Genomic DNA, 26162 nt, shown 5'->3' with positions numbered 1-26162 from the left:
GATCGTATTTCATGCACCCGCTCCAAGGGACGAGATTAAGGCAGGTCGCGTCGCCGGCTCCGGCGCAGCCAGGTCAACCGGACAAGCACCACCACAAACAGCCAAAACATCGCAGTCAGCGTCAGCTGCGGCCACAAAACGTCGTCCTCGCCTAGCAACAGGGACAACGGGTCCCTTGCCACCGAGCCGACTGGTGAAATCGCCTGACTGTCAGCGACAAACGGCAGCGGAAAGCCGTAAGCGATCACAGGACAATAGACCGGCGCGCCCAGGTCGGAGCACACGGCGCTGACGCGTCCAGGCACGAGCAGTGAAACATAGGTCAGCACCGCAGCAGCGACGCACGCCACTACGATCGTCTTGATACGCAATAGCACCTTGCCCAATCAGCCTCCCTAATGATCAGCCCGTGTACGAATGCCAGACTTGACCCCCATCGTAACTGAGTCACCGATTTTTGTCGGCAAAATAGTCACAGATAAACTCGACGAAGGCGCTCACCTTGGTGCTGACCAAACGTCGCGATGCATGCAGCACCCACACCTCCACGGGCGGCAAGGCCGACGCGCCCCATTGCACCAGACGCCCAGCGGCCACATCGTCGGCGACAATCGCGACCGGCACCATCGCCGCGCCGGCGCCGGCCAGGACGGCGTCCCGGATCGATAGCGGCGACGACAGCCGCAGCACCGCCTGCGGACGATATCTGCGGCTGACGCCGTCGCGCGGATCGACAATCGTCCAGGTGTCGCCGTCGACCATTCCCGTGCGCATCACGGCGGGAAACGTCTGCTGATCCCCGTCCGGGCGCGGCAAGGCGCACGGCGCGACCAGCACTAGCGGACTGCGCAAGAAACAGCGGCCAACAAGATCGTCATCGGGGCGCGGATTGGCGCGGATGACAAGGTCGGCCTCGCCATCGCGCAAGTCGACGAAACCGTCGTCGGTGCTGACTTCGAGCAGCACATCCGGATACGCCACCAAGAACGCTGCGGCCAATGGCCCCAGCGACATGCTGGCGAACAGCAGCGGCGCACTGATGCGCAAGCGACCACGCGGACGATTCAGCCCGGCCTTGATGCTCTGCAAGGCGTCGGTGATCGCCACAAACGGTTCGTCGGTGCGCGCGTAAAGTGCCGCGCCCTCCTCCGTCAGCCGCAACGGTCGCGCGCCGCGCTCGATGAGCCGCGCGCCGAGACTCTCCTCCAGCTCGCGCACGCGGCGCGACAAGGTCGACTTCGACGTCGCCGTGGCACGGCTTGCGGCGCCAAAGCCGCCATGTTTGGCGACAAGATTAAAATCGGTGACTGCGGTCAAATCCATCGTCGTTCCACATTTGGCACAAGGTGTGTCGATATTAGCATCTGTGCAATCATTGCTGAATACACTAGGATAGTGCGACCATTCACGACCACCGAGGACAAGCACTATGAAGAGCACCGGCAATACCATTCTGATCACCGGCGGTGGTTCGGGCATCGGCCAGGCCCTGGCACATCGTTGGCACGACGCCGGCAACAGCGTCATCATCACGGGACGCCGCCAGCAGGCGCTGAACGAAGCCGTCGCCGGCCGCGAGCGCTTGACCGCCTATGTGCTGGACGTCACCTCGCAAGACGAGGTCGACGCGTTCGCGCGGCAAGTCGTCGCCGACCATCCCGGCCTCAACGTGCTGCTCAACAACGCGGGCGTGTACAGCCCGGAGAAAATCACCGCCCGCCGCGACTTGGCGGACGCCGAACAGATGATCACAACCAACATTCTCGGGCCGATCCGCATGACGAACGCCTTGATCGATCATCTGAGCACTGCGGCCGACGCGGCCATCATCAACGTGTCGTCGGGGCTGGCATTCGTTCCGTATCCGGCGGCGCCGACCTACAGCGCGACCAAGGCCGCGATACACTCGTACACGGCGGCGATCCGCCCTCTGCTGAAGGGCAAGGTGGAGGTGATTGAGATTGTGCCGCCGCAAGTGCAGACGGAATTGTCGCCGGGTCAGTCGAAGGATCCGAACAGCATGCCGCTCGACGCCTTTGCCGACGAGGTCATGGCCTTGCTGCACGCGGCGGACACGCCAACGGAGGTGTGTGTGGAAGGCGTGCGGTATTTCCGCGAGGCCGAGGCCAAGGGACAATTTGACGAAGCGTTGCAAATGCTCGCACAGCACAGCTGATCGCGGGCGAAACCGGGGGCAAACTGCCCCGACTGCTGGTTAGAATCCGCGCGTGTAATCCGTCACCCACTCGATCGCGGCCAGCTGGATCGCGTACAGATCCGCCGGCTTTAGCGACATTTGGCTCAGCATCTGCGCCAGCACCTGCGTTTCACGCCCATGCTCGATGTGCTCGATTAAACTGAGCATGCTGCCGTAGTCCCCGCCCCGATGCAGCAACGCCGCCCGCACTTCGTCCAGCACGTTCACGCTCTCGAGCACGTCGCGCATCTGGATCGAGAACAGCGTGTCCATCAACGACATCACGCCGACCGTGAAGCCGATGTCGGCGCTGACCCGCTGCCCGGGGCGCAAATGCTCGACCATCAGCTCGATCGTCTTGCCGCGCGTGGTTGCCAGTTGCAGCAGCGGCGACGTGAACTCCTGCGCGCCGGCGCCCTTCACATACAACAAAATCTGCAGCCAGCGCTTGAGCTGGCGGCGTCCCAACACCATCAGCGCATGCCCCACCGAGTTGATGCGGTAGCGCGTGCCGACCGCGGGCGTGTTCACCAGGCGCAGCAGGTTCAACGTGAGCACGGCGTCATGCTTGACGCTGCTTTCGATCTCGTGACTGCTGGCGTCCGCGTCGAGCAACTCCAGCAGATGCAGCACGCTGCGCTGCGTCGGCGAGATCTTCTTGCCGCTCAAAATCACCGGCCGGGCGAAATAATAACCCTGGAAATATTCGAAGCCGAGATCCATGCATAGGCGGAATTCCTCGACCGTTTCCACCTTCTCGGCCAGCAGCTTGTGCTTGGGATTCTTGAGCGCGCGCGCCAGCGCCGGCAGGGCACCGGGCGGCATGTCCTGGATGTCTACCTTGATGACGTCGCAGAGCGCCTGCAGCTTTTGCACGTCCTCGCTCGGGCCGACGACGTCGTCGAGCGCGAAGCGGAAGCCGGCCTGTTTGAGCTCGCGGATGCGGTCCAGCACGTCCGGCGTGGCTTTGACGGTCTCGAGGATTTCGAGGATGACTTTGTCGTTCGGAAGAAAACGGATGAAGTCGCTCATCAAGCCGACGCCGTCGACGTTGACGAAGGCCATCTGGTCGCCGACCACGTGGCCCATGCCCAGCTCGGCGGCATGGGCAATCACGGTGGCCGTCGCTGCGGCCTGGTCGGTGATGTTGGCGGCGTTGTTGGTGTGCGCGTCCCGAAACAGCAATTCGTAGCCGACCAGCCGCTGCCCCCGGTTGAGGATGGGCTGGCGGGCCAGAAAGAAATTATCCGCAAGCGTGGACGGCGGCAGCTCTGGCGCTGTCATCATTCATTTCCCAGTCTGTGTTGCATTATTCGGATCGCTAACTCAATGAGCGACCCGCCAGCCACCAGACTAACCCCGCTCCTACCGTCTTGACAATGTTTTTCTATCGGGTAACAGGACGGCGCACGGCGGTGTTGCGCGTAGAAGTCGGTTTGCCGCTCTCGAGCGTGAATCGGGCGCCGGCATCCTTGGCCAGCGCCTTGACCAGCCACGGCATCACTTCCTTGAGCATCGGCTCGAGCGTGTACGGCGGATTCAGGATGAACATGCCGCTGCTGTGCAGGCCAAAGCCGTCCGGCATCGGCGTGTGCGTGGTCAGCACCACATTGAGCCAGTCGCTGCATGGCAGTTGCTTGAGCTTGTCGGCGAACTGGCGCGATTCCATACGCTGCAGCAGCGGATACCAGACCGCGTAAGTGCCGGTCGGGAAGCGGCCCAGCGCCTCGGCCAAGGTGTCCTTGACCTTTTTGTAGTCCATCTTGTCTTCGTACGGCGGGTCGATCAGCACCAGCGCGCGGCGCGACGGCGGCGGCAACAGCGCTTTAAGGGCCTGGAAACCATCGCCACGGGTGACCAGCACGCGCTTGCCGCGCGTGGTCGGACGGATGCCCTGCTGCGCGGCGTGCTCGTCGAGCTTGCGGAAGTTATCGGCCAGCAGTTTCGAATCGGCCGGGTGCAGCTCGAACAGGCGCAGACGGTCGTGCTCGCGCGCGACCTGGTCGGCGATGTACGGCGAGCCCGGGTAGTAGCGCATCTTGCCGCTCGGGTTCATGGCCTTGATCAGGTCGACATATTCCTTGATCGGCGCCGGCAGATCGGTGCGTTCCCACAGCGGGCCGATGCCAGTGTCGTATTCGGCGTTCTTGGACGCAAACGCGCTGTCGAGCGCGTACACGCCGGCGCCGGAGTGCGTGTCGATGTAGCTGTACGCGGTATCTTTCTGGTTCAGATACTGCATAAGCTGGATGGTCACAAAATGCTTCAAGACATCGGCGTGATTGCCAGCGTGAAAGCCGTGGCGGTAACTCAACATAGCTTGGGTACTTCCTAATATAAATGGTGCATCACAATCCCGCATTATCCACTAGAAAGCCCCGGCGGACAAAAAACGCGCCACATCGTTTTCGTCAAAGCGGACTCAATCACAGTGACTAAGATGGAATAGCCGCTCTGGCATTCGCCGCTGCGACGTATCTTTTTGGAGGAAATTATGTCATTTACTAACGTAGGTCCGCTGACCTTCCTGGCGCCCGGTCAAACGGCGTTCTGGAACTACAGCTACCCGGCCGACCGTGGCACGCAGTTCGCATCGGCCGACGTCAAAGTACCCAACCAGGGTGCGGTGCACGTCGCCGAGGAGCAGGCCAAGCGCAAGGAAAACAATGGCAACGCCACCTATTTCGTGCAGATCCGCAATCGCGGCATCGGTGGCGCCTTTCACAATCTACAAGGCGGAGGCATGTCATGAAAATGACCATCATCACCGACGGCCAAGGCAATATTCTTGGCGCCGTGCAGGGACACTCCCTGTCGGGGAAACAAGGCGAGGTCGAGGCTAGCGTCTCGTTCGCGGAGGGCTATCAGACCCACCTGACGGAAGTGGACGACGACATGGGCACCATCGAAGACGCCGCCATCTTCCAGCACCGCCTGCGCAAGCATCTCGATCTGCACATGCAAAAGGCCCATCCGTAAGGATCGGCATGATGTCAACGAAGCCCCCGCATGGGGGCTTTTTTGCGTCCTGGCGTCAGGCCAGTTTTTGCTGGGCCACCAAAATACCATCGGCGTCGGCATAAATCCAGTCCCCCGGATTGACGGCGACGCCGGCGATATGCACCCGCACGTTGCGCTCGCCGGCGCCCTTCTTGCTGCTCTTTTGCGGATGGGCGCCGAGCGCGCGCACGCCGATTTCACAGGCGTTGAGTTCATCGGTGTCGCGGATGCAGCCATCGACCACGATGCCGGCCCAGCCATTATCCTGCGCCAGCAAGCCCAGCTGGCCGCCGACCAGCGCGCGCCGCAGGCTGCCGCCGCCATCGACAACCAGCACATTGCCATCGCCCGGCGTCTCCAGCGCCGCGCGCACCAGCGCGTTATCCTCGTGCACCTTCAGGGTGGTGACGCGGCCGGAAAACCGCACGTGCTTGCCGAACTGCCGGAACACCGGCGGCAGCACGGCGAGCCGTCCATCCTCCAGCAGGTTGGAATTGTCGTCGCACAGATCGGTGGTGGCAAAGCTCATCGTCCTACCTCGCAGCTGAATTGAGATAAAGGCAATTCTATGCTGTTTTCGGGACGCCGGCCATGCGGCTGTTATTGCCGACGCCGATCGTGGTGACGATCACCAGCGCCTGGAACACGCCGATGAAGACAAACACGCCGGCCGGATGGTTGGCATCCATCAGCGCGCCGAACAACAGCGGCCCGAGCGCCAGCCCGCTGTCGAGCCCCGAATAAACCACGCCGAACACGCGCCCGGTGGCGTTGGCCGGCGCCGCGCCGCGTATCATCAAATCGCGCGACGGCCCGGCGATGCCGGTGACCAGCCCGATCAGTCCCATCAACACGACCGCCATCCACGCCGGCACCACGGCGGCGGCGAGCACCAGCGCCAGCACTGCCGCGCTGGCGAAGGCCAGCATGATGATGCGGTCGTGGTGGCGGCTGCCGGCGCCAAGGAAGCCGCCGTACAACATGCCGGCGGCGGACGCGAACATGAAGCAGGTGTACGCCGACGTCGCCCATTGCAGCGACATGCCGTACAGGCTCACCAGGCTGGTGGCGGCGAAGGTCTGGATGCCGGCCAGCGCGACGGCCGAGATCAAAAAGAAGCCAAAGCACATCCACACCACCTTCAGGCGCAGGAAATCGAGCGCGCCGGCCGGTGCCGGGGCTCCGGCGACGGCGGCGACCGGTGCGGCGAGCGGTTCGGGACGCAGCGCGTGACGGTTCCACAGCAGCAGCGCCAGCACGGCCAGCGGCAGCAGCGCGGCGCTCAACAGCGCGGTGCGCCAGTCGGTGCGGCCCGCAACAAACGTCAGGAACAACGGCGACAGCGCCCAGCCGATATTGCCGCTGATGCCGTGCACCGAGAAGCCATGCGTCAGCCGTGCCTTGGAGACGCGCTGGTTGAGCAAGGTGTAGTCGGCCGGGTGGAATACGCAATTGCCGCAGCCGGCGAGGAAGGCGCCGGCCATCAACTGGGCGTAGCTGTGGGCGCCGGCCAGCATCACCGCCGACAATCCCAGCAGCGCGATGCCGGTGAACAGAACGGCGCGCGCGCCAAAGCGGTCGACCACGAAGCCGGCCATCGCCTGGCCGATGCCCGAGACGGTGAAAAACACCGTCATCAGCAGGCCCAGTTCGGCATAGCTGAGATGAAATTCCGGCTTGAGCCAGGGGATCAGCGCGGCCAGGATCACGTGGTAGAAGTGGGACGTGCCGTGGGCCAGCCCGACCAGCGTGATGACTTTGGCGTCCTGGCGCAGCAGTGAGTTGTCGGTCATTCCGCGTTCCTTGTTGAGTTTCTGCAAAGTTATCGGCGTAGTGTATCAATCGGCGCCAGTCTGATTTAAGATAGAGCGACAACTTTTATCGCATTTGCGCCATCGTCGCGTCGAGCCCATGCCCATTCCCATCATCACCCACACCCAATTCAACTGGGACTGCGACTATCCGACGCCGGAGCGGCCGCTGACGATGTCCGGCCGCGACCTGCCGGCGGACGCCAACCTGCTGTCGCACCACCATCCGTGGGGACAATTCACGTATGCGATGCAGGGCGTGATGCGGGTGACCGCCAACAACAGCAGCTGGATCGTGCCGCCGCAACGGGCGATCTGGATCGCGCCGGACGTGGTGCACGCGGTCACGGTGCTCGAACCCACCCGTCTGCGGCCGTTGTGCGTGCACGCCAGCCGCTCGCCGTTTCCGGGCGAGGAATGCAAGGTGCTGGAGGTATCGAGCCTGCTGCGCGAGCTGATCGCCGCGCTGGAACAGCACGACCAGCATGAGCAATCAGGGCGGGAGCGCTTGTTGGGCGAGATGATATTGGACGAGCTGCCGCGCTGCGCGGTGCGTCCGATCAGGGTGCCGCTGCCGGCCGACAAACGTTTGAAGTCGCTGTGCGACGCGCTGATCGCCGATCCGGGCGCGGAGCTGACCTTGCGCCAGTGGGCCGGCCAGGTCGGCGCGTCGGACCGCACGCTCACGCGGCTGTTCGAGCGGGAATTGGGGATGAGTTTCGTGCAGTGGCGCCAGCAGGTGCGGCTGGCGCACGCCGCGCCGTTGATCGCGCGCGGCGTGCCCCTGTCGCAGGTGGCGGCCGAATTGGGCTACGCCAGCCAGTCGGCGTTTTCCGCGATGTTCAAAAAGACCTTCGGTAACAGCCCGTCGGCCTTTTTCGACCAGCGCTAACGCTGGCCACCGGTCCTACGGCCGGAACACCAGCTCGCCGTTGTCGGCATCGACGTTGATCGTGTCCTTCGGCCCGAAACGCCCCTGCAGGATCAACTTCGACAGCGGATTTTCGATCTGCTGCTGGATCGCCCGCTTCAGCGGCCGCGCGCCGTACACCGGATCGTAGCCCGCCTCGGCGATTTTGTGCAGCGCCGCGTCGGTGATCGTCAACGTCATCTCCATCTTGGCCAGACGCTGCTCCAGGATCGCCAGCTGGATCTTGGCGATGGCGCCGATGTTCTTCTCATCGAGACCATGGAACACGACGATTTCATCGATACGGTTGATGAACTCCGGCCGGAAGTGCGACCGCACCTCCGCCATCACCGCCAGCTTGACGACGCCGGGGTCCGACTCCTCCATCGCCTGGATCTTGTGCGAGCCAAGGTTGGACGTCATGATGATGACGGTGTTCTTGAAGTCCACCGTGCGCCCCTGGCCGTCCGTCATGCGGCCGTCGTCGAGCGCCTGCAGCAGCACGTTGAACACGTCCGGATGCGCCTTCTCCACCTCGTCCAGCAGGATCACGCTGTACGGCTTGCGGCGCACCGCCTCGGTCAGATAACCGCCTTCGTCGTAACCCACGTAGCCCGGCGGCGCGCCGATCAGGCGGGCCACCGAATGCTTCTCCATGAATTCACTCATGTCGATGCGGATCATCGATTCCTCGGTATCGAACAGGAACCCCGCCAGCGCCTTCGACAGCTCGGTCTTGCCGACGCCGGTCGGTCCCAGGAACATGAACGAACCATACGGACGATTCGGATCGGACAGCCCGGCGCGCGAACGGCGGATCGCGTCCGACACGGCGGAAATCGCCTCGTCCTGGCCGACCACGCGCTCGTGCAGCTTCTCTTCGATGTGCAGCAGTTTGTCACGCTCGCCCTGCATCATGCGCGACACCGGGATACCGGTCGCGCGCGACACCACCTCGGCGATTTCCTCGGCGCCGACCTCGGTGCGCAGCAGCTTCTGTTTCGCCGGCGTGTTCTTCTCGAGCGACACGCCGTTGGCCGTCGCCGTCTCGGCCTGCTTCAGCTGCGCCTCCAGTTCCGGCAGGCGGCCGTATTGCAGCTCCGAGACGCGCTGCCAGTTGCTCTCGCGCGTGGCCTGCTCCATCTGCAGCTTGATGCGATCGATCTCTTCCTTGATGTGGGTGCTGCCCTGCACGACGGCCTTCTCGGCCTTGAGGATCTCCTCGAAGTCGTTCAACTCCCGCTGCAGACGCAGAATCTCTTCCTCGATCAGGTCCAGACGACGGCGCGAGCCTTCGTCCTTCTCCTTCTTGACGGCTTCCTTCTCGATCTTCAGCTGGATCAGGCGGCGTTCCAGCTTGTCCATCACCTCGGGCTTGGAATCGATCTCGATCTTGATCTTGGCCGCCGCCTCGTCGATCAGATCGATCGCCTTGTCGGGCAGGAAGCGGTCGGTGATATAGCGGTGCGACAGCTCGGCCGCCGCAATGATGGCGGCGTCCGAGATAGCGACCTTGTGGTGCAGCTCATACTTGTCCTGCAGGCCGCGCAGGATGGCGATGGTCGCCTCCACGGTCGGCTCGTCGACCAGGATTTTCTGGAAGCGGCGCTCCAGCGCGGCGTCCTTTTCGATGTATTTGCGGTATTCGTCGAGCGTGGTGGCGCCGACGCAATGCAGCTCGCCGCGCGCCAGCGCGGGCTTGAGCATGTTACCGGCGTCCATCGCGCCCTCGGCCTTGCCGGCGCCGACCATCGTGTGCATCTCGTCGATGAAGACGATGGTCTGGCCCTCGTCCATGGCGAGTTCCTTGAGCACCGCCTTCAGGCGCTCCTCGAACTCGCCGCGATACTTGGCGCCGGCGACCAGCGCCGCCATGTCGAGCGCCAGCACGCGCTTGCCCTTGAGCGACTCGGGTACCTCGTTGTTGACGATGCGCTGCGCCAGTCCTTCGACGATGGCGGTCTTGCCGACGCCTGGTTCACCGATCAGCACCGGGTTGTTTTTGCTGCGACGCTGCAGCACCTGGATGGCGCGGCGGATTTCGTCGTCGCGGCCGATCACCGGATCGAGCTTGCCGGCGCGGGCGCGCTCGGTCAGGTCCATCGTGTACTTTTTGAGGGCTTCGCGCTGGCCTTCGGCCTCCTGGGAATCGACCTTGGCGCCACCGCGCACGGTGTCGATGGCCGCTTCCAGCGCTTTGCGCGACAGCCCGTTTTCGCGCGCCAGCGTGCCGGCGTCGGACTTGTCGTCGGTCAGCGCCAGCAGCACCATCTCGCTGGAGATGAACTGGTCGACGCGTTTTTGGGATTCCTTGTCCGCGAGGTTCAGCACCGCGACCAGCTCGCGGCTGGCCTGGACGTCGCCGCCGGTGCCGGAAACCTTCGGCAGGCGGTCGAGCGAGGCTTTGAGCGCCTTGGTCAGGCCGCCGACGTTGACGCCGGCGCGTTGCAGCAGCGAGCGCGCGCTGCCGTCGTCCTGGTTCAGCAGGGCCGTCAGCAGGTGCACGGGTTCGATGTACTGGTTGTCATTGCCCACGGCCAGACTCTGTGAGTCCGACAGGGCTTCCTGGAGTTTGGTGGTGAGTTTGTCTTGCCGCATGGTATTGCTCCGATATATTTAACTTATCACGTAGATAGTGTTATACGGGCAGTTTTCAAGGGCGGTGGCGGGAGGTCCGGTGGGGAGTGCGACTATCTGATCATTGCCACTTCGACAACGCCGCATCGTCGCTGACGCGGGCGTCGACCCACCTTGCGCCGTCGGGCGTCTGTTCCTTCTTCCAGAACGGCGCTTCGGTCTTCAGATAATCGATGATAAATTCACAAGCCGCGAACGCCTCGCCGCGATGCGCGGCGGTCGCCGCCACAAGAACGATCTGGTCCAGCGGCTTGAGCGGCCCCACCCGATGGATCACCAGGGCGCCCAAGGTCGGCCAGCGCTGCCGCGCCTGCTCGATGATGGCGCCGATCGACTGCTCGGTCATGCCGGGATAGTGCTCCAGCTCCATCTCGGCCACGCTGGCGCCCTCGTTCAGGTCGCGCACCACGCCCACAAACGTCACAATGGCGCCGATCTTTGGGTTGGCCGCGCGCAAAGCGGCCACCTCGGCGCTCAGATCGAAATCCCCGGTCTGGATGCGAACCTGATTCAATCCGCCGCCCAAACTCATGCGCGCTCCGAGGCGCCGATGCGGCGGAACAGCTGTTCGATGCGGCTCGCGGTGCGGGCGTCGGCCAGGGCCGGCATCGCGCACAACTGCAGGTACGCGGCGGCAGCCGTCAACGGCTTCTGGCCGGACTTGAGCGACGATTGCAGCACCTCGACCTGCATCTTGAGCCGCTCCCGCGCGAATTCGGCGCCGCTGTCGACACCGGCGACTATCTCCAGCCGCAATACCTCGTCGAGCAACTTGGCACGATTGCGCTCAAGCAGCGCGGCGTAGGCCTCGCGCTTGCCGTCCAACGCGGCCAGCCCGGCCGTGAAGCGGCCATGCAGCGCGCGCTCATACTCTGGCGCCAGCGGCGGCAGGGCGGCCCAGCGGCCTTGCCACTCGGCCGCGTCGATACCATCGGCGCCGTCGATACCGGCGATGGCCGCTTCCAGCGCCTGGCACAAGCGCAGCTTGTCGCGCAGCGCGTTGGCCTGGGCGGCGCCGGCGCGGCGTTTGATCGCCTCCGCCTGCCCCTGCACGGACGCCACGGCGGCCTGGTAGCGCTGCCCGATCTTGGCTTCGGCCGCGCGCGGCACGGTGCCGGACGCGTTCCACGCGGCGGCGGCGTCGCGCAGCGTTTTGGCGATGGCCGCCAGCTGCGCCTTGTCGTCGCCGCTGAAGGTGGCCGTTTCCAGTTCCTTGCAGATGGCCTCGCGCGCGTGCAGATGCGTCTTGCGCTCGTGATCGGCGGCGTGGGCGGTTTCCTTGCGCTTGGCGAAAATCGCGTCGCAGGCGGCGCGGAAACGCTGCCACAGCGCCTGTTCGACCTTGCGCTCGAGCGGCAGCGCCTTGGCCTGTTCCTGCCAGCGTTCCTGCAAACTGCGCAGCTTGTCGAGCGTATTGCGCTCCGACGGCTGCAGTTGCTCGGCCTCGGCGATCAATTGTTCGCGATTGGCCGTTTCGATCTTGCGCTGCTCGGACAACGGCGCCAGCATCTGCGACAGCGCCTTGTCGAAGGCCTGGTCGAGCTTGCGCTTTTCCTTGCGGTCGATGGTGCCCAGACGGCCCCATACCTGGCGCAGGCGCTGTCCGGCGGCGGCGACATTCTTCAAATCGGCGTTTTCACTCGCGGCGGCCTCGGCCATCGCATGGGTCTCGTCGATCAGCGCCTGCGCCTTGGCGGCGTTGGCGTGACGCTCGTCCGCCAATTGCTTGAAGTGCGCGGCCGCCGGCGCGTAGGCCGTGGTGCAGGCGGCGTCGAAACGCTCCCACAAGCTTTTCGGCGCGTGACCGGAAACGGTGTCGAGCGATTTCCAGCGCTCGCGCATGCTGCCGACCTTCTTGGCCAGCTCGCTCATCGGCAAGCCCAGCGCAGGCAGTTCCTCCACCGCCTTGACCAGCTCCTCGCGCGAGACGTTGCCGCCCCAGCGGGCCCAGTCGCCCAGGCGCTTGAGTTCGGCGCGCACGTGGTTCAGACGGTCGGTCTGCGCCGGCGTCAGGCGGGTTTTGTGCTCTTTCAACCATTTATCATGCTCGGCAGCATCATGCAGCGAGCCTTGCTCGAGCGCAGCTTCCAGCGCATCCAGCGTTTCAAGGAACTTCTTGTCGGTTTCCCTGGGCGGCTGCGCCGGCTTGGCCGGTTTGGGGCCCCTGCCGGCGTTGGCCTGGTTGGACTGGTTGGCCGGCTTGGGCTGGGCCTGGGCGTCGGCCTTCGGCGTCGTCCCGTCCGCTGCGCCGGCTCCGGTGTCGGCGACCTCGGCGCCCGCCACTTCCGTACCGGCAGCGGATGCCGACGATGGCTGCGGCGGCGCCGGACGCTGCGCGGCGGCCGACAGCGCGGCGCGCGCCTGCTCGATCGCCTGCGCGAAATCGCTCAGCAGATGTTTGGGCAGCGCGTTGTGCTCGGGCGCCTGCTGGTATCCGGCCAGCGCTTCGGCCGCGCGCTCCAGCGCCTGCGTCGCGTCGTCCGGCGCCAGGCCGGCGGCCGGCAACTGGCGCACACCGGCCATCGCATCGATGACGGCGCGCTGCAAGTTGACCTGCGCCTCGAGCCGGGCCGCCAGCGCGGCGCGCGCGGCGTCGAACTGCGCGGCCAGCTCCGGCACCGCCGAGGTGATCTTCCACTGGCGATCGAGCTCGGCGACCTGATTTGGCGTCAATTTTTCATCCTGCAACAGGCGGTTCGCATGGTCGAGGCAGGCTTGCGCCTTTTGCAATTCCGCCTGCTGGTAGCGAATCGCGTCGAGCCGTCCCTGCATCAGTTTGGCCACCCGGCGGTCGGTGTTGCGCATTGCCTGCTGCACCTGCTCCAGATAGGGCTGCGACCGCACATGCTCGGCGGCGGCAAGGCGCACGCCGGCGAATTCGCTTTGAAGGATCAGCTCGACAGCGGCGGCTTCATCGCCGGCCAGCGCGGCGGCGCGGCGCGCCTGCTCCTCGCGGCGGCTGGCCGATAACGCGGCGGCGGCGGCCTGCTCCGGTGCCGCCGGGGCGGCATCGGCGGCGGCTGGCTGGTCGGTAGTGCGCTTGAAGATGAAATCGAACATGGTGCGCTATGTGATGGAGAAAACCACCATCATAGCAAAGCAGGGGAAATTTGCCCGAGGCGCGCGCTATCTGGCGGCTATTTAGTTATAGCGTCGTCCAGCGACCGCTTCCGGGCGCCACGTAACGGGGCTGGAGCCGGTTTCACGTCGGCATCGTCGAGCTCCACTGTCGGCAACACTTGCAGGCCCGGAATGGCGATCCGGGCCTCGTCGGTCCGGGCGGCGGCTGCGCGCGGCGCGCCTGCCGCTTGTGCTTGGGTTTGGGCTTGGGTTTGGGCTTGCGTCTGTGCCTGCGCCTGGGCTTGCGCCTCCACGTTGGCCTTGGCTTTGGCCTTGGCCGCCACGGCCGGCGGCGCCTGGTCGCCCAGCGCCACGCCTGAACGCTTCATCTCTTCCAGGTGCTTGTCGTGCATCATCAGCTGATTGGCGATCGAGAACCAGGTCTCCCCTGCTATCAGACCGCGCGCCATGGCAAACAGTTCCTGCTCTTCTTTTTCCAGCCGCTTGAGCAGCGACGCGCAGCAGGTCTCGATGCTCTCGCACACCTGCTCGACGCGAAAGTCGCGCACATCCGCCGCGATGCCCATACGTTCCTGCAAGGTGCGGATGGCGGCCAGCGCGGCCTGGTTCAACCGGTTAAGCTCGTCGAGCAGCGCGTCGGCGCGCTCGGTCGTCTCGCGCAGCGCCGGGATCAGGTACATCTCGGTCTTGCGCCAATGACAGGCCTGATACAGGCTGTTGAGGTTCTCGCACGCGTATTCCAGCTGGGACAGGGTTATGCTGTTCTGCTGCATCAGCGTCGAGCGCACATACTTTTGAAACGATAACAAACTGAGGCGAACGCTGGACTGTTCGACCGACAGCGCTACCAGGGTATATGTGGCCGTTAACATTCTTACTCCCAAGACTAAAGTTGCGCTCACCCGGATGGGCGGCAAGAGCGGAAGTGAAAGTGTAAATAAAACCGACACGGACGCCTTGAGCTAAAACAAACACGTTCCCGCGCTTCGGTTTATTTTAAACGTCAAATATATATCAACCCGATAACGAACACTATTGCAAAGGCAGTTGGAGACGCACCATTCCGGCCTCGGGATGCGCCGATACCACACCGCCAAAGTGCCGCACCAGTTTCTGCACGCCGAGGTTCTCCGACAGCGCTTCGCCAACGATCTCAGCCGTACCGTGGGCGCGGAAGTAATCGATCAGCTTGCCGAACAGGATGTAGCCCAACCCCTTCCCCTTCAGGTCGGAGCGCACGATGATGGCGAATTCAGCGTACTGATTGTCGGGATCAGTGATGGCGCGCACCACGCCCAGGGTTTCCGGCGTGCCATCGGCGCCGTTGCGGGTGGCGATGAAGGCCATCGCGCGGTCGTAGTCGATTTGCGTCAGGCGCGCCAGCTGGGCCGGCGGCAGCTCGCGCATGGCCGAGAAAAAGCGCAGCCGCACGTCGTCCGGATCGAGCGCGTGGAAGAAGGTTTGGTGCTGCGGACCGTCCTCGGGACGGATCGGCCGCAGCAGAATCCGGCCGCCATCCCAGGCGACTTCCTGCTCCAGCTCTTGCGGATAGGGCCGGATCGCCAACGTTGCCGTGCCCCGCGCCGCCGGTCCGGACCTCAGCCGCAGCCGCGCGCCCAGCGCCACCACAACGCCGCCGATGGCAAGCAAGGGATCGAGGTCCAGCTCGGCCAGTTCCGGCAGCTCGGTGACCATGTCGGCCACCTGCACCAAGGTGCGCACGATGGCGTCGGCATCGGCCGCCGTCTGGCCCTGTGCGAACCCCAACAGCTGCGCCACGCGGGTGCGGCCGACCATATCGCGCGCCAGCACCATATTAAGAGGCGGCAGGCCGGCGGCGCGGTCGGCCGCGACATCGGCGGCGATGCCGCCCTGGCCGAAAAACACCACCGGCCCGAACACCGGATCGATGCCGCTCTGGATGCGTGCCGCCGCCAGGGTGTGGCCCGACAGCGCGGCTTGCCGCGGCGTGGCCAGCGCGATGCCGTAGGCGGCCAGCAGCGCGCGGGCGTCATCGTCGGACAGCTCAGTGCGGCCAGCCGCCAGCGCCGCCGCGACCAGCGAGCGCGCCGCCGCCCGCTCCGGCGCCGAGGTGGTCGGCAGGCCGGCCGGCACCTCCATCAACAGTTCCTGGTTGCGGCGGTATTGCGCGATCTGCACGAAGCCGTTGACCGCCTTCTCGGGCGTGTCGTAGGTGGGCAGGCCGGCGTCGGCGAAGACCTGGCGCGCGGCCGTCACCGAACTGCCGCCGAGCCAGCACGACAGCACGTTCTTGCCGACCGAGCGCATCAACGGCGCCACCGCCTCGGCTATCAGCTGGCTCGACACCATGGCCGTCGGCGCGTGCAGGAACAGCAGCGCGTCGGCCTGCGACTCGCGCAGCAAGGTCTCCACCGCCGCCGTGTAGCGCTTGACCGGCGCGTCGGCCAGCAGATCGACCGGATTGGCGGGTGGCGCGCCGGCCTGCGCCAGCTGCCTGAGCGATTCGGCCGACAGCGGCGCCAGCCGGGCTTGCCCCGTCCCGCCGCTGTCGAGGGCGTCGGCCGCGATCAGTCCCAGCCCGGCGCTGTTGGTCAGCACGGCCAGCCGCTCGCCGCGCTGGGGGCGGCGCCGCGCCAGGGTTTCGACGGCGTCGAACAAGTCCTCGATCGACCGCACGCGCAGCATGCCGGCGCGGCGGATGGCCGCGTCGAACACCAGATCGGCGCCAGGCGCCGGGTCGCGCCCGACCTTGAGCACGATGACCGGCTTGCCGCGCGCGGCCAGCCGCCCGGCCGACATGAACTTGCGCGCGGAGCTCAGGTTCTCGATGCACAGCAGCATCGCGTGAGTGCTGTTGTCGGCGGCCAGATAGTCGAGCAGGTCGCCGAAATCGACGTCAGCGCCCTCTCCCATCGCGATGCAGCGTGAAAAACCGATGCCGCGCAACGCCGCCCAGTCCAGCACGGCCGCCGCCAGCGCACCGGATTGCGACACGAAAGCCAGTTTGCCAGCACCGGCCGGCAGGTGGTTGAAGCTGGCGTTCAGGCCCAGCGCCGGCGATTGCAGGCCAATGCTGCCCGGCCCGAGGATGCGCAGCAGATGCGGCTTGGCCGCGTCCAGCATCGCCTGGCGCAGCGTGTTGGAACGGCCGTCGGTGGCGGTCATGACAATGGCGGCCCTGGTGCCGCGCGCGCCCAGCTCGGCGATCAGGCCGGGAATGCCGGTCGGCGGCGTACAGATGATGGCCAGGTCCGGCGCCGCCGGCAACGCCGACACCCTGGCGTGGCATGGCAGGCCGCGCAGCTGCGCATACTTGGGATTGACCGGCCAGACCGCCCCGCCATCGGCGACGAACGTCCCTTGCAGAAGATTGTCCAGCACGCGCGTGCCGATGCGCTCCGGTTTTTCCGACGCGCCGATCAGGGCCACCGAGCGCGGTTGAAACAGTCGGTCGAGATTCCTGATGCTCATGGCGCGGCGTTCCCAGGTTGGGTGAGGATTACCAGCGTGACGAATGATCCTCGGTCACGCCCATCATTTGCGTGACGATGCGTTTCGGCTGGTCCGGCGCGCTGCGCACCCAGCCGCTAAAGGTGCCGACCGGCTGCAGATAACGGCTGGCGGCGAAAAACTTCTTCTTGTTGTCGCGGCGCGCGCCTTCCGGCGTGAAGTGCAGCTCCAGCAAATCGTCCTCGGTGAAGATATGCCATGGCGACAGCGGATCGCTGCCATCGTACAGGAAGTGCGCCGGCGCCAGCGCGTGCACCTCGCCGTCGAGCCACAGCGCGTTCTCGTGGCCCCGGAAATAACCGGCCTGCAGGTTGAAACCCATCTCCAGCGTGTGGGCCGAGGCCCAGCGCCACGCCGTCTCGCGCGCCAGCAGGCCGTTCGAATAGTCGAAACTGGCCACGCCGCCGGCCAGGTCGTACTCCTCGCGCCAGGTGCGCACTTCGCCCGTCAGCGGCATGCCGGACGATTTTTGCGCCGCGTGCACCGAGCCGCGCGCCACCGGCCCCGTCGCCAGCAGCAGCGGCGAGGCGCCCGGTCCGAACGCGGCGTCGATCTCCAGAAACTCGCAGCGCAGCGAAAGTTCATAACGGCCCTCGCCGTCGCTGTCGATGGCGATAAGGTCGCCGCCGCGCTTGAACCAGCTGTCCCCGCCGGCGTGGTCGGCCAGTCGCGCCGACCGTCCGGGCAAGCCATCCTGCGAAAAATTGGCCAGCATGTCGCCGTCGTTGCGGTCGAAGGCGTAGGCGAACGCGGTGCAGGCCCAGCCCAGATCGACGATGGCGACGGCGCAGAACACCCGCTCCGTGCACAGCGCTACGTAGTGCCAGCGCTTGTGGTGCAAGCGCCGCCACAGCCGCCCGCGCGCGAACGGCGCGGCCAGCCCGGTCCAGTCGATGGGACCGGTCTGCCCGGCGTAGCGGCCGAACAGCGGCTGGCCGTCGGGTCCGACCAGGCGGGCGGGCGCGGCGGGCAAGCTCATACGGCGCCCCGGTATGCGGACGGATCCATCGGCTGCATTTTCAATTCGGTCAAGGCTGTTCCTCAGGACAGGGCCAGCCGCTATTTTAATAAGGAAATCCACACCACCTGTGAACGGAATGCATTATTTTTGACGGGCGCGTGGGGAAACCGGATACAAAGAGTATATTTCCGTGCAGAATATCCACTGATGGCGCCCCTATAGCTCTCTCGATGACCCTACAAACAGACAGTCCGACGCTCGATTCCCTCCGCACACTGTATCGTTCGATGCTGTTGCCGGCTTTCGCGCTGCTGGTGCTCGCGCTCATGTGGTCGGCGGTCGTGTACCAGGTGCGGCAGGAAAAGCGCAGCGCCCGCTTCGAAGCGGTGCTGCACAGTCAATCGCTGGCGCAAAACCTGGCCGAACACGCCAACCATGTGCTGCGTCAGACCGACCACGCCACGCAGCTGTTCAAACTCAAATTCGAGGCCTCGGACGGCGCGTTGCGGCTGGCCGCATTCACCGGCCATAACGGCATGCTCGACACGCTGATGCCGACCAAATTCGATCTGCCGTTCGCGCGCCTGGACGCCGCCGGCAAAGTGGTCGACAGCAGCAATGGTCATTTTCCGCCGGACCTGAGCGGCCAGGCCTTTTTCAAAAGCCACGCCGCCAGCGCCGAACAACGCGCGGTGATCGCCACACCGGTGGTCGAGCCGCGCACCAACAAATGGCAGATCCAGATCTCGCGCCGCCTCGACGGACCGCGCGGCCAGTTCACCGGCGTGGTGCTGGCGATGATCGACCCGGCCGAACTGGTGGACGACTACGACCGCGTAAGTGTCGACAACGGCGGCGCGGTGATGCTGATCAGCCGTGAGAACGGCATGGCCACCGCCCGCATCGACGAGCAGGTGTTGATCGGCGACGTTATCGACTTTCGGGTGGAGCCCCGCAGCGCCGACCGCGCGGCCGAAGAGTTGGTGCTCAAGCGGCCGTTCGACGGCGTCGATCGCATCTACGGTTATGCCGAGATGCCGCGCTATCTGCTCATGGCGGCGGTGGGCAATCCGGTAACGAGCGCAATGGCCGGTTTTGTCAAACAACGTTTGCTGTACTACGGCGCGGTGACGGTGGCCTCGCTGCTGGTGCTGGCGGTGGTCGCGCTGCTGATGCGCCAGGGACGGCGCGTGCGCGACAGCGCGCGGCAGGTGCTCGAGGCCGAGCTGCTGCTGCGCGCGGCGGCCGACGCCAGCCTGGACGCGCTGTACCTGCTCAAGGCGGTGCGCGCGTCGGGCGCGGGAGGGGAAGTCACCGATTTCGTCATCGCCGACCTCAATGAGCATGCCGCCGAGAGGCTTGGCTACCAGGCCCGCGAGATCAAGGGCAGGCCGCTGCGCGAGGTGACGCCCTACCTGCACAGCAACGGCATGGTGGAGAAGTTCAGGCAGGTGCTGGCCAGCGGCCAGCCGCTGCAGGAAGAAGTCGAGCGCGATGGCACCGGCCCCGGCACCGAACGCTGGCTGCACCGCCAGGTGGTCGCCATCAGCAACGGTGTGGCCGTCACCACCCGCGACATCACGCCATACAAGGAAGCCGAGCTGGCGATGCGCCAGAAGCAGGCGGAGCTTGCCGCCGTCAACGATGCCTCCCCGCTTGGCCTGATCCGCGCGGACGCCACCGGCAAATGCACCTATGTCAACCGCACCTTCGAATTCATCACCGGCTTGGGCCGCGACCAGGCGCTCGGCGATGCCTGGCTGCTGGCGATCCATCCGCTGGACCGCGCGGGGCTCAAAAAGTCGCTGCGACGCATGGTCAGAACCCGGCTGCCGCACCAGGACACCGTACGCTGCATCCATCCGGACGGCATGGTGATCTGGATCTCGTTCAAGGCCGCCGCGATGGTGGTCGACGGGCGGGTGTACGGCTATGTCGGCACGGTCGACGACATCACCCACGTGCGCAAGTCGGTGATGGCGCTGCGCGAGAGCGAGGCGCGGCTGCGCACCATCGCCGACACGCTGCCGGCCATGGTGGCCTACATCGATCGCGAGCAGGTGTACCGCTTCCATAACATCGCCTACGAGCGGGAATTCAACCGCGGCGGCATCGTCGTGCTGGGCAAGACCATCCGTCAAACGATGGGTGAGGAGCGCTACAGCGTGCTGGCGCCCTACATCCAGCGCGTGCTCGCCGGCGAGGCGCTGACGTTCGAGGAAGACGACGGCAGCGGCGTTGCCGAGCGCACCTTCGAAGTCGATTACATCCCGCAGCGCGACGCTGACAGCGACACGGTGGTGGGCTTTCACGTGATGCGCCAGGACGTGACGGCGCAAAAACATGAAAAACAGCGGCTGCTCAAGCTCTCGCAGGTCGATGCGCTCACCGGCCTGACCAACCGCGCCGGCTTCCTGCAAAAACTCCACGAGGGCATGGAGGCCGCCCGGTCGGGCGGCGCCATGATGGCGGTGATGTACATGGATATCGATCATTTCAAACCGGTCAACGACACCTATGGCCACAGTGTAGGCGACGCGCTGCTGAAGATATTCTCGGCGCGGCTGACCCACGCCATGCGCGCCAGCGACACCGTCGCCCGGCTGGGCGGCGACGAGTTCACCATCATCATGGAGCGCCTGCACCGCGTGGAGGACGCCACCGCGCTGGCGGCCAAGATCGTCGGCGTGATGCAGGCGCCGTTCGACTTGAGCGGGACGGTGGTGTCGGTATCGGCCAGCATCGGTGTTGCCTACTATCAAGGCGAAGACGTTACCCCCGCCGAGCTGCTCAACCGCGCCGACATGTTGCTGTACGAAGCCAAGCAGGCCGGCCGCAACACCTTCCGGGCCGGTGCGGCGCTGGCGTCCCCGCTGTAAAACCGGCCCGCTCATCATTTCTCAAGTCGCGCTCGTCCATCTTGCGCTATATTGTGCGCTTCCCGGCTGTTTTGCTGTTTTTTGCTGTTTCCACTACACACTCCATGCGTCTGCTGCACACTTCCGACTGGCATCTGGGCCAATCCCTGCATAATTTCGAACGTCACTACGAACACCAGCGTTTTCTGGACTGGCTGCTCGACACCATCGTCAGCGAGCGTGCCGACGCCCTGCTGATCGCCGGCGACATCTTCGACAATGCCAATCCATCGTCGGCGTCGCAAAAGCAGTTGTACCGTTTCCTGCAGCGGGCAAAGGAACGCGTGCCGCATCTGAACCTGATCGTCATCGCCGGCAATCACGACTCGCCGGGCCGCCTGGAGGCTCCCGGCCCACTGCTCGAGGCGCACGGCACCCGCGTGGTCGGCGCCGTGCAGCGCGACGCCGACGGCGCCATCGATATCGAATCGCTGGTGCTGCCGCTGACCGGCAGCGACGGCGCCGTCGAGGCCTGGTGCCTGGCCGTGCCTTTCTTGCGTCCGGGCGACGTGCCAAGAATGGCGGCCGATGACAACGAAAACGTGGCCGATCCCTACCTGGCCGGCATCGCCCTGCTCTACAAACAGGCGCTGGAACTGGCGCTGTCCAGGCGCGGCGACGGCCAGGCGATCCTGGCGATGGGCCACTGCCACATGGTCGACGGCCAGATGTCCAACGACTCCGAACGCCGCATCGTCATCGGCGGCACCGAGATGCTGCCGGCCGGGATCTTCGACCCCGCCATCGTCTACGCCGCGCTGGGACACCTGCATCTGGCGCAGGCGGTCGGCAAGCAGGATCACATCCGCTACTGCGGCAGCCCGATACCGCTGTCGTTCGCGGAGGTCGGCTACCAGCACCAGATCCTGCGCATCGACATCGACGGCGCCGCCGTGGGCGCGATCACGCCGATCCATGTCCCGCGCGCGGTGCAGCTGCTGCGCGTTCCCGCCAAACCGGCGCCGCTGGCGCAGGTGCTGGAGGAGCTGGCGGCGCTGGACGTGCCGGACGCTCCACCCGACCAGCAACCGTTCCTGGAGGTGCGCGTGCGGCTCGACGCGCCGGAACCCGGCCTGCGTTCGCGCATCGAAGCGGCGCTGGAAGGCAAGCCGGTAAGGCTGGCCAAGATCGAGACGTCCAGCGCCGCGCGCGCGTCGTCCATCGACAGCGACGTGATGACGCTCGACCAGCTCGAACAGCTCAAGCCGGACGAGATTTTCCGCCAGCTTTATCAGCAGCGCTTCGGCAACGACGCCCCGTCCGAACAACTGAGCGCGTTCGCGGAGTTGATGCTGCCATGAGAATCCTGAGAATCGGCGGCAAGAACCTGGCCTCGCTGGCCGGCGAATTCGGCGTGGACTTCGAAACCGAACCGCTGGCCTCGACCGGCCTGTTCGCCATCAGCGGGCCGACAGGCGCCGGCAAAAGCACGCTGCTCGACGCCCTTTGCCTGGCCTTGTACGACGCTACGCCACGCCTGCTCAAGGTCGCCGGCCGCAACTATCTGACCGACGTCGGCGCCGAAACCGTCTCCACCCAGGACACGCGCACCCTGCTGCGCCGGGGCACCGCCGAAGGCTACGCGGAAGTCGATTTCGTCGGCAACGATGGCGCCTCCTACCGCGCGCGGTGGAGCGTGCGGCGCTCGCGCACCAAGGCCGAAGGCGCCTTGCAGCCAACGGCCATGTCCTTGCTGCTGCTGCCGGCGCTACAACCGATAGGCGGTACCAAGACCGAAGTGAAGGCGGAAATCGAAAAGCGCATCGGCCTGTCGTTCGAGCAGTTCACGCGCGCGGTGCTGCTGGCGCAGAACGAGTTTTCGGCCTTCCTCAAATCCGAGGACAACGAACGTGGCGAATTGCTGGAAACGCTCACCGGCAGCACCATCTACACCGAGATCTCGATGCGCGCCTTCGAGCGCGCCAAGCTCGAACAACTGGCGCTGCAAAAGCTGAACGCGCGCCTGGCCGACCAGAAGCCCCTGAGCGGCGAGCAGCGCGGCGAACTGGAAGCGCAAAGCCTGGCCGCAGCGGAAACGCTGCACGGACTGGAACAGCGCAAGGCGGAGCTGGAACAGGAACTGCGCTGGCACAAGCAGGCCGAAAAGCTGCGGGACGACGAACTGGCCGCGCAGCAGGCCAGCGAGCTGGCCGCCGCCGAAGTACAGGCATCGGCGCCACAACGCGGCGCCCTCGCCCGCATCCTCGCCGTGCAGCCGGCGCGCGCATTGGCCGACGACATCCGCCGCATCGACGCCGACATCGCCGCCGCGCAGGCCACCATCGCCGCCGGCACCCAGGCCGCCGCCGATGCCGCGCTGGAGCTGGAACGCGCGAACGCAGCGCATACGCATGCGACGGCACACGTACTGGAGGCGGAAAACGCGCAACGCGCCGCCGCGCCGCTGCTCGACCAGGCCAAAGCGCTGGACGCGCGCATCGAAGCGATGCTGCCTGCCTACCGCCAGGCGTCCGCCGCCTGCGAAAAGGCGGAACAAGCCGATGCCGCCGCTAAATCGGCGATGCAATCCAAACAGGATGAACGCGTGCGCCTGGACGCGCAGCAAGCGGCCGGTGTCACCTGGTTGGGCCAGCACAAGCAATGGAAAACCCTCGCGCAATCGTGGGAGCGCTGGGACGTACTGTTCGTGCAGGCCGGCCAGGCCGCGTCGCAAGCGGAAAAGCTCGGCAACGCCGTCGCCCGCGTACAGCGCAACGCCAAGGCCCATCGCGACGAGGAGGCCGACGCCAGCGCCAAGCTGGCGACATCGAGCGCCGTGCTGCAAACGCTGGAAGCCCGGCGCCAGGACGCCGTTCAGGCGTTGGCCGCGTTCTCCGCCGAGCAGCTGCAAGCGACGCGCAGCGGCTGGGAGCAGCGCCGGGACCTGCTGGCCAGCGCCGAGAAAATATGGATAGAGCTGGAGGCGCGCCAGCAGCGCGGTGCGCAGATCGCGGCGCAGTCGGCGCAACTGCGCCAGACGATGGAGGCGGCCGAGAAGCAGTTGGCGGCGGCGCAGCAGGAAAACATCGCCATCATGGCGGCGTTCTCCCAGGCCGAACGTTCGCTGAAGCTGGCGGAAGCGGCGTGCGCGGAAAACGTCGAATCGCTGCGGGCCTCGCTGGAAGACGACACGCCCTGCCCCGTGTGCGGCGCGCACGAGCATCCGTACCGCCACAACGACGGCCCGCTGCAAGCGATGCTCGGCGGGCTGCGGGACGAAGTGACGCGCTGCCGCCGGCAGATGGAGGCCAACGTCCATCAGCAGGCGGTCCAGCGCGCGAGCGTGCAGGCCAGCGTCGAGCAGTTGCAAGTGCTGGCCATGGAAGACCGCGGCGTGCAGCAGGCGCTGGAAAAAACCAGTGCCGCGTGGAGCGCCCATGCGCTGGTTTCAGAAAGCGCCTCGGCGCTTCAGTTGCCGCCGGAGCCAGAGCGCACCGACTGGTTCACGTCTGAGCTGGAGGCCGCGCGCACCGCCCTGCAAGCGGCCGAGCGGCAGGAACGCGCCCTGTACGCGGCGCGAATCGCCCGCGACCAGGCGCAATCGGCCTGGGATGCGGCGTCGGCGGAACACGCGCGCCTGCAAGGCGTAGCATCCAGCGCGCAGACCGCGCTGGCGCTGGCCAATACCGAATACAAGGGCCTGGAAGACCAGCGCATCGACGTGGCGCTGACACTGGGCGCGCTGCTGTCGGACCTCGACGCCGCCTTCAGTGGCGGTGACATCCCGAGCGACGAATGGAAGGATGACTGGAAAACCGGCCCGGCGCGCTTCCACGCAGCCCGCCAGGCCGAAAGCAAGCAATGGCTGGCGCAACGCGCAGCCTACGACGAACGCAGCGCCGCCATGGCGACCATCGACGTCGAGCTCAATGCACTGAACGAAGCTCTTGCCAAGACCGGCCACGATGCGCTCAGCGCCCGCGAAGCCTGGAACGCAGCCGACGCCGCGTTGCGCGCCATGCAGGAACAACGCATGGAATTATGGGGCGGCAAACAGGTGCGCGAAGTCGAACAGGCACTGAATGCGGCAATCGACGCCGCCAGGTCGCAATTGTCCAGCCGCCAGCAGGCCGTCCAGCAGGCGACACAGACCAGGACACGGCTGGACGAGGCGCTGGCGCAAGCGGGCCATCGTCTGGTCTCGTTGCGCGATGCCGCCACGGCAGCCGCTGAAGATCTGCAGGACTGGCTCGCAGCGTTCCAGCAGCGCCAGTCCGCCGACGACGAACACAGTCTGCGCGATATCGACGACCTGTACGCGCTGCTGGCCCATACCGCCGACGACATCGACGCGCGGCGCAGCGCCCTGCAAGCCATCGACCGGGCCGCAGACAACGCCGCCACTATTTTGAAGGAACGCCAACGCCAGCGCGAACTGCACCAGTTGTCGGCGCCGCCCGGGCGCATGCCCGCGATAGTGACGACGGAGGACGGGCCTCCCGAGCTTCCCGAGTCGCCGGTCGCCGCACTTGCCACCGCGCTCAATCAGCTGATGGCCGAACGCAAAGCGGCGCACGACGCCGCGACCGCGCTGCAACTGGCGTTGGCGCAGGACGACGCCAAGCGCCAGCAATCGCAGGCGATGCTGGCCGAGATCGAAAAACAGGAAGCGATCGAACAGCGCTGGTCGCGCATGAGCGACTTGATCGGCTCGGCCGACGGCAAAAAATTCCGCAACTACGCGCAGCAGTTCACGCTGGACGTGTTGCTCGGCTATGCCAACGCCCACCTGAACCACCTCGCGCGGCGCTACCAGCTCGAACGCATCAACAATCCGGCCAGCCCCTCGCTGGCGCTGCTGGTGCGCGATCAGGACATGGGCGGCGAAATGCGCTCGGTGCACTCGCTGTCCGGCGGCGAATCGTTCCTGGTGTCGCTGGCGCTGGCCCTGGGACTGGCGTCGCTGTCATCGAACCGGGTGCGCGTCGAATCGCTGTTCATCGATGAAGGCTTCGGTAGCCTCGATGCGGAAACGCTGCGCGTCGCCATGGACGCGCTGGACGGTTTGCAGGCCATGGGCCGCAAGGTGGGCGTCATCTCGCACGTGCAGGAGATGACGGAGCGGATCGCCACCAAGATTCTGGTGCAACCGTCCGCCGGTGGCCGCAGCACGATCACGGTGATGTGAGTGCCGGCGCCCGCGCGGCGCCGTTGA

19 protein-coding genes are annotated in these 26162 nt (G+C 65.7%); 7 read left to right on the top strand and 12 right to left on the bottom strand.

Annotated features, from left to right (window positions below):
- Positions 1-35: 35 nt before the first annotated feature.
- Complete coding sequence (locus ACZ0BA_RS03645; RefSeq protein ID WP_463449980.1) at positions 36-386, bottom strand: hypothetical protein; 351 nt, start codon at positions 384-386, stop codon at positions 36-38.
- 61 nt (positions 387-447) lie between these two features.
- A complete protein-coding gene (locus tag ACZ0BA_RS03640; RefSeq protein ID WP_463449979.1) occupies positions 448-1323 on the bottom strand; it encodes a LysR family transcriptional regulator in 876 nt (291 codons plus the stop codon).
- A gap of 106 nt (positions 1324-1429) precedes the next feature.
- Between ACZ0BA_RS03640 and ACZ0BA_RS03635 the strand changes: the two genes are divergently transcribed.
- Entirely contained in the window at positions 1430-2176 is a 747-nt protein-coding gene (locus ACZ0BA_RS03635; RefSeq protein ID WP_463449978.1) for an SDR family oxidoreductase, read from the top strand.
- Between the two features lie 39 nt (positions 2177-2215).
- Here the strand turns inward: ACZ0BA_RS03635 and ACZ0BA_RS03630 are convergent, their stop codons facing one another.
- Both ACZ0BA_RS03630 and ACZ0BA_RS03625 read right to left on the bottom strand, forming a co-directional pair.
- Positions 2216-3484, bottom strand: coding sequence for an EAL and HDOD domain-containing protein (locus ACZ0BA_RS03630; RefSeq protein ID WP_463449977.1), 1269 nt, complete (start codon positions 3482-3484; stop codon positions 2216-2218).
- 100 nt (positions 3485-3584) lie between these two features.
- On the bottom strand, positions 3585-4514 hold the full coding sequence (locus ACZ0BA_RS03625) for a 23S rRNA (adenine(2030)-N(6))-methyltransferase RlmJ (protein WP_463449976.1): 930 nt from the start codon (positions 4512-4514) through the stop codon (positions 3585-3587).
- Positions 4515-4691: 177 nt separating this feature from the next.
- Between ACZ0BA_RS03625 and ACZ0BA_RS03620 the strand changes: the two genes are divergently transcribed.
- Positions 4692-4949 (top strand): hypothetical protein, encoded by a 258-nt coding sequence (locus ACZ0BA_RS03620; RefSeq protein WP_463449975.1) that lies wholly within the window; start codon positions 4692-4694, stop codon positions 4947-4949.
- Positions 4946-5176, top strand: a complete 231-nt coding sequence (locus ACZ0BA_RS03615) for a hypothetical protein (RefSeq protein ID WP_463449974.1) — start codon at positions 4946-4948, stop codon at positions 5174-5176. The genes ACZ0BA_RS03620 and ACZ0BA_RS03615 overlap by 4 nt, the downstream gene beginning before the upstream one ends.
- Before the next feature lie 55 nt (positions 5177-5231).
- Here the strand turns inward: ACZ0BA_RS03615 and rraA are convergent, their stop codons facing one another.
- Positions 5232-5726 (bottom strand): ribonuclease E activity regulator RraA, encoded by a 495-nt coding sequence (rraA, locus tag ACZ0BA_RS03610; RefSeq protein ID WP_463449973.1) that lies wholly within the window; start codon positions 5724-5726, stop codon positions 5232-5234.
- Between the two features lie 37 nt (positions 5727-5763).
- Positions 5764-6990: an MFS transporter gene (locus ACZ0BA_RS03605; protein WP_463449972.1), complete on the bottom strand. Its 1227-nt coding sequence runs from the start codon at positions 6988-6990 to the stop codon at positions 5764-5766.
- Between the two features lie 118 nt (positions 6991-7108).
- On the opposite strand from ACZ0BA_RS03605, the gene ACZ0BA_RS03600 reads away from it, so the two are divergent.
- Positions 7109-7900, top strand: a complete 792-nt coding sequence (locus ACZ0BA_RS03600; RefSeq protein ID WP_463449971.1) for an AraC family transcriptional regulator — start codon at positions 7109-7111, stop codon at positions 7898-7900.
- Positions 7901-7915: 15 nt separating this feature from the next.
- Here ACZ0BA_RS03600 and clpB read toward each other — a convergent pair whose 3' ends face one another.
- From clpB to ACZ0BA_RS03570, 6 genes are all read right to left on the bottom strand, one after another.
- Positions 7916-10516: an ATP-dependent chaperone ClpB gene (clpB, locus tag ACZ0BA_RS03595; protein WP_463449970.1), complete on the bottom strand. Its 2601-nt coding sequence runs from the start codon at positions 10514-10516 to the stop codon at positions 7916-7918.
- 100 nt (positions 10517-10616) lie between these two features.
- Positions 10617-11087 carry a molybdenum cofactor biosynthesis protein MoaE gene (locus ACZ0BA_RS03590; RefSeq protein WP_463449969.1) on the bottom strand — a complete coding sequence of 157 codons (471 nt, stop codon included), beginning with the start codon at positions 11085-11087 and terminating at the stop codon, positions 10617-10619.
- Positions 11084-13615, bottom strand: a complete 2532-nt coding sequence (locus tag ACZ0BA_RS03585) for a DUF349 domain-containing protein (protein ID WP_463449968.1) — start codon at positions 13613-13615, stop codon at positions 11084-11086. Before ACZ0BA_RS03585 ends, ACZ0BA_RS03590 begins: the two co-directional genes overlap by 4 nt.
- Before the next feature lie 77 nt (positions 13616-13692).
- Positions 13693-14508, bottom strand: a complete 816-nt coding sequence (locus ACZ0BA_RS03580; RefSeq protein WP_463449967.1) for a hypothetical protein — start codon at positions 14506-14508, stop codon at positions 13693-13695.
- A 160-nt stretch (positions 14509-14668) separates the two neighbouring features.
- Positions 14669-17089, bottom strand: a complete 2421-nt coding sequence (locus ACZ0BA_RS03575) for a bifunctional acetate--CoA ligase family protein/GNAT family N-acetyltransferase (RefSeq protein ID WP_463449966.1) — start codon at positions 17087-17089, stop codon at positions 14669-14671.
- Positions 17090-17117: 28 nt separating this feature from the next.
- Entirely contained in the window at positions 17118-18107 is a 990-nt protein-coding gene (locus ACZ0BA_RS03570; protein WP_463449965.1) for a DUF2804 domain-containing protein, read from the bottom strand.
- Between the two features lie 212 nt (positions 18108-18319).
- Here ACZ0BA_RS03570 and ACZ0BA_RS03565 point away from each other — a divergent pair, with 212 nt between their 5' ends.
- The 3 genes from ACZ0BA_RS03565 (at position 18320) to ACZ0BA_RS03555 (ending at position 26135) form a co-directional block, all read left to right on the top strand.
- A complete protein-coding gene (locus tag ACZ0BA_RS03565; protein ID WP_463449964.1) occupies positions 18320-20968 on the top strand; it encodes a sensor domain-containing diguanylate cyclase in 2649 nt (882 codons plus the stop codon).
- Between the two features lie 104 nt (positions 20969-21072).
- A complete protein-coding gene (locus ACZ0BA_RS03560; protein WP_463449963.1) occupies positions 21073-22308 on the top strand; it encodes an exonuclease SbcCD subunit D C-terminal domain-containing protein in 1236 nt (411 codons plus the stop codon).
- Complete coding sequence (locus ACZ0BA_RS03555; RefSeq protein WP_463449962.1) at positions 22305-26135, top strand: AAA family ATPase; 3831 nt, start codon at positions 22305-22307, stop codon at positions 26133-26135. The genes ACZ0BA_RS03560 and ACZ0BA_RS03555 overlap by 4 nt, the downstream gene beginning before the upstream one ends.
- Positions 26136-26162 lie beyond the last annotated feature (27 nt).

Source organism: Duganella sp. AC917 (assembly GCF_979258245.1).
Note: the sequence above shows the minus strand (reverse complement) of the source record. Positions and strands in the feature narration are given on the sequence as shown.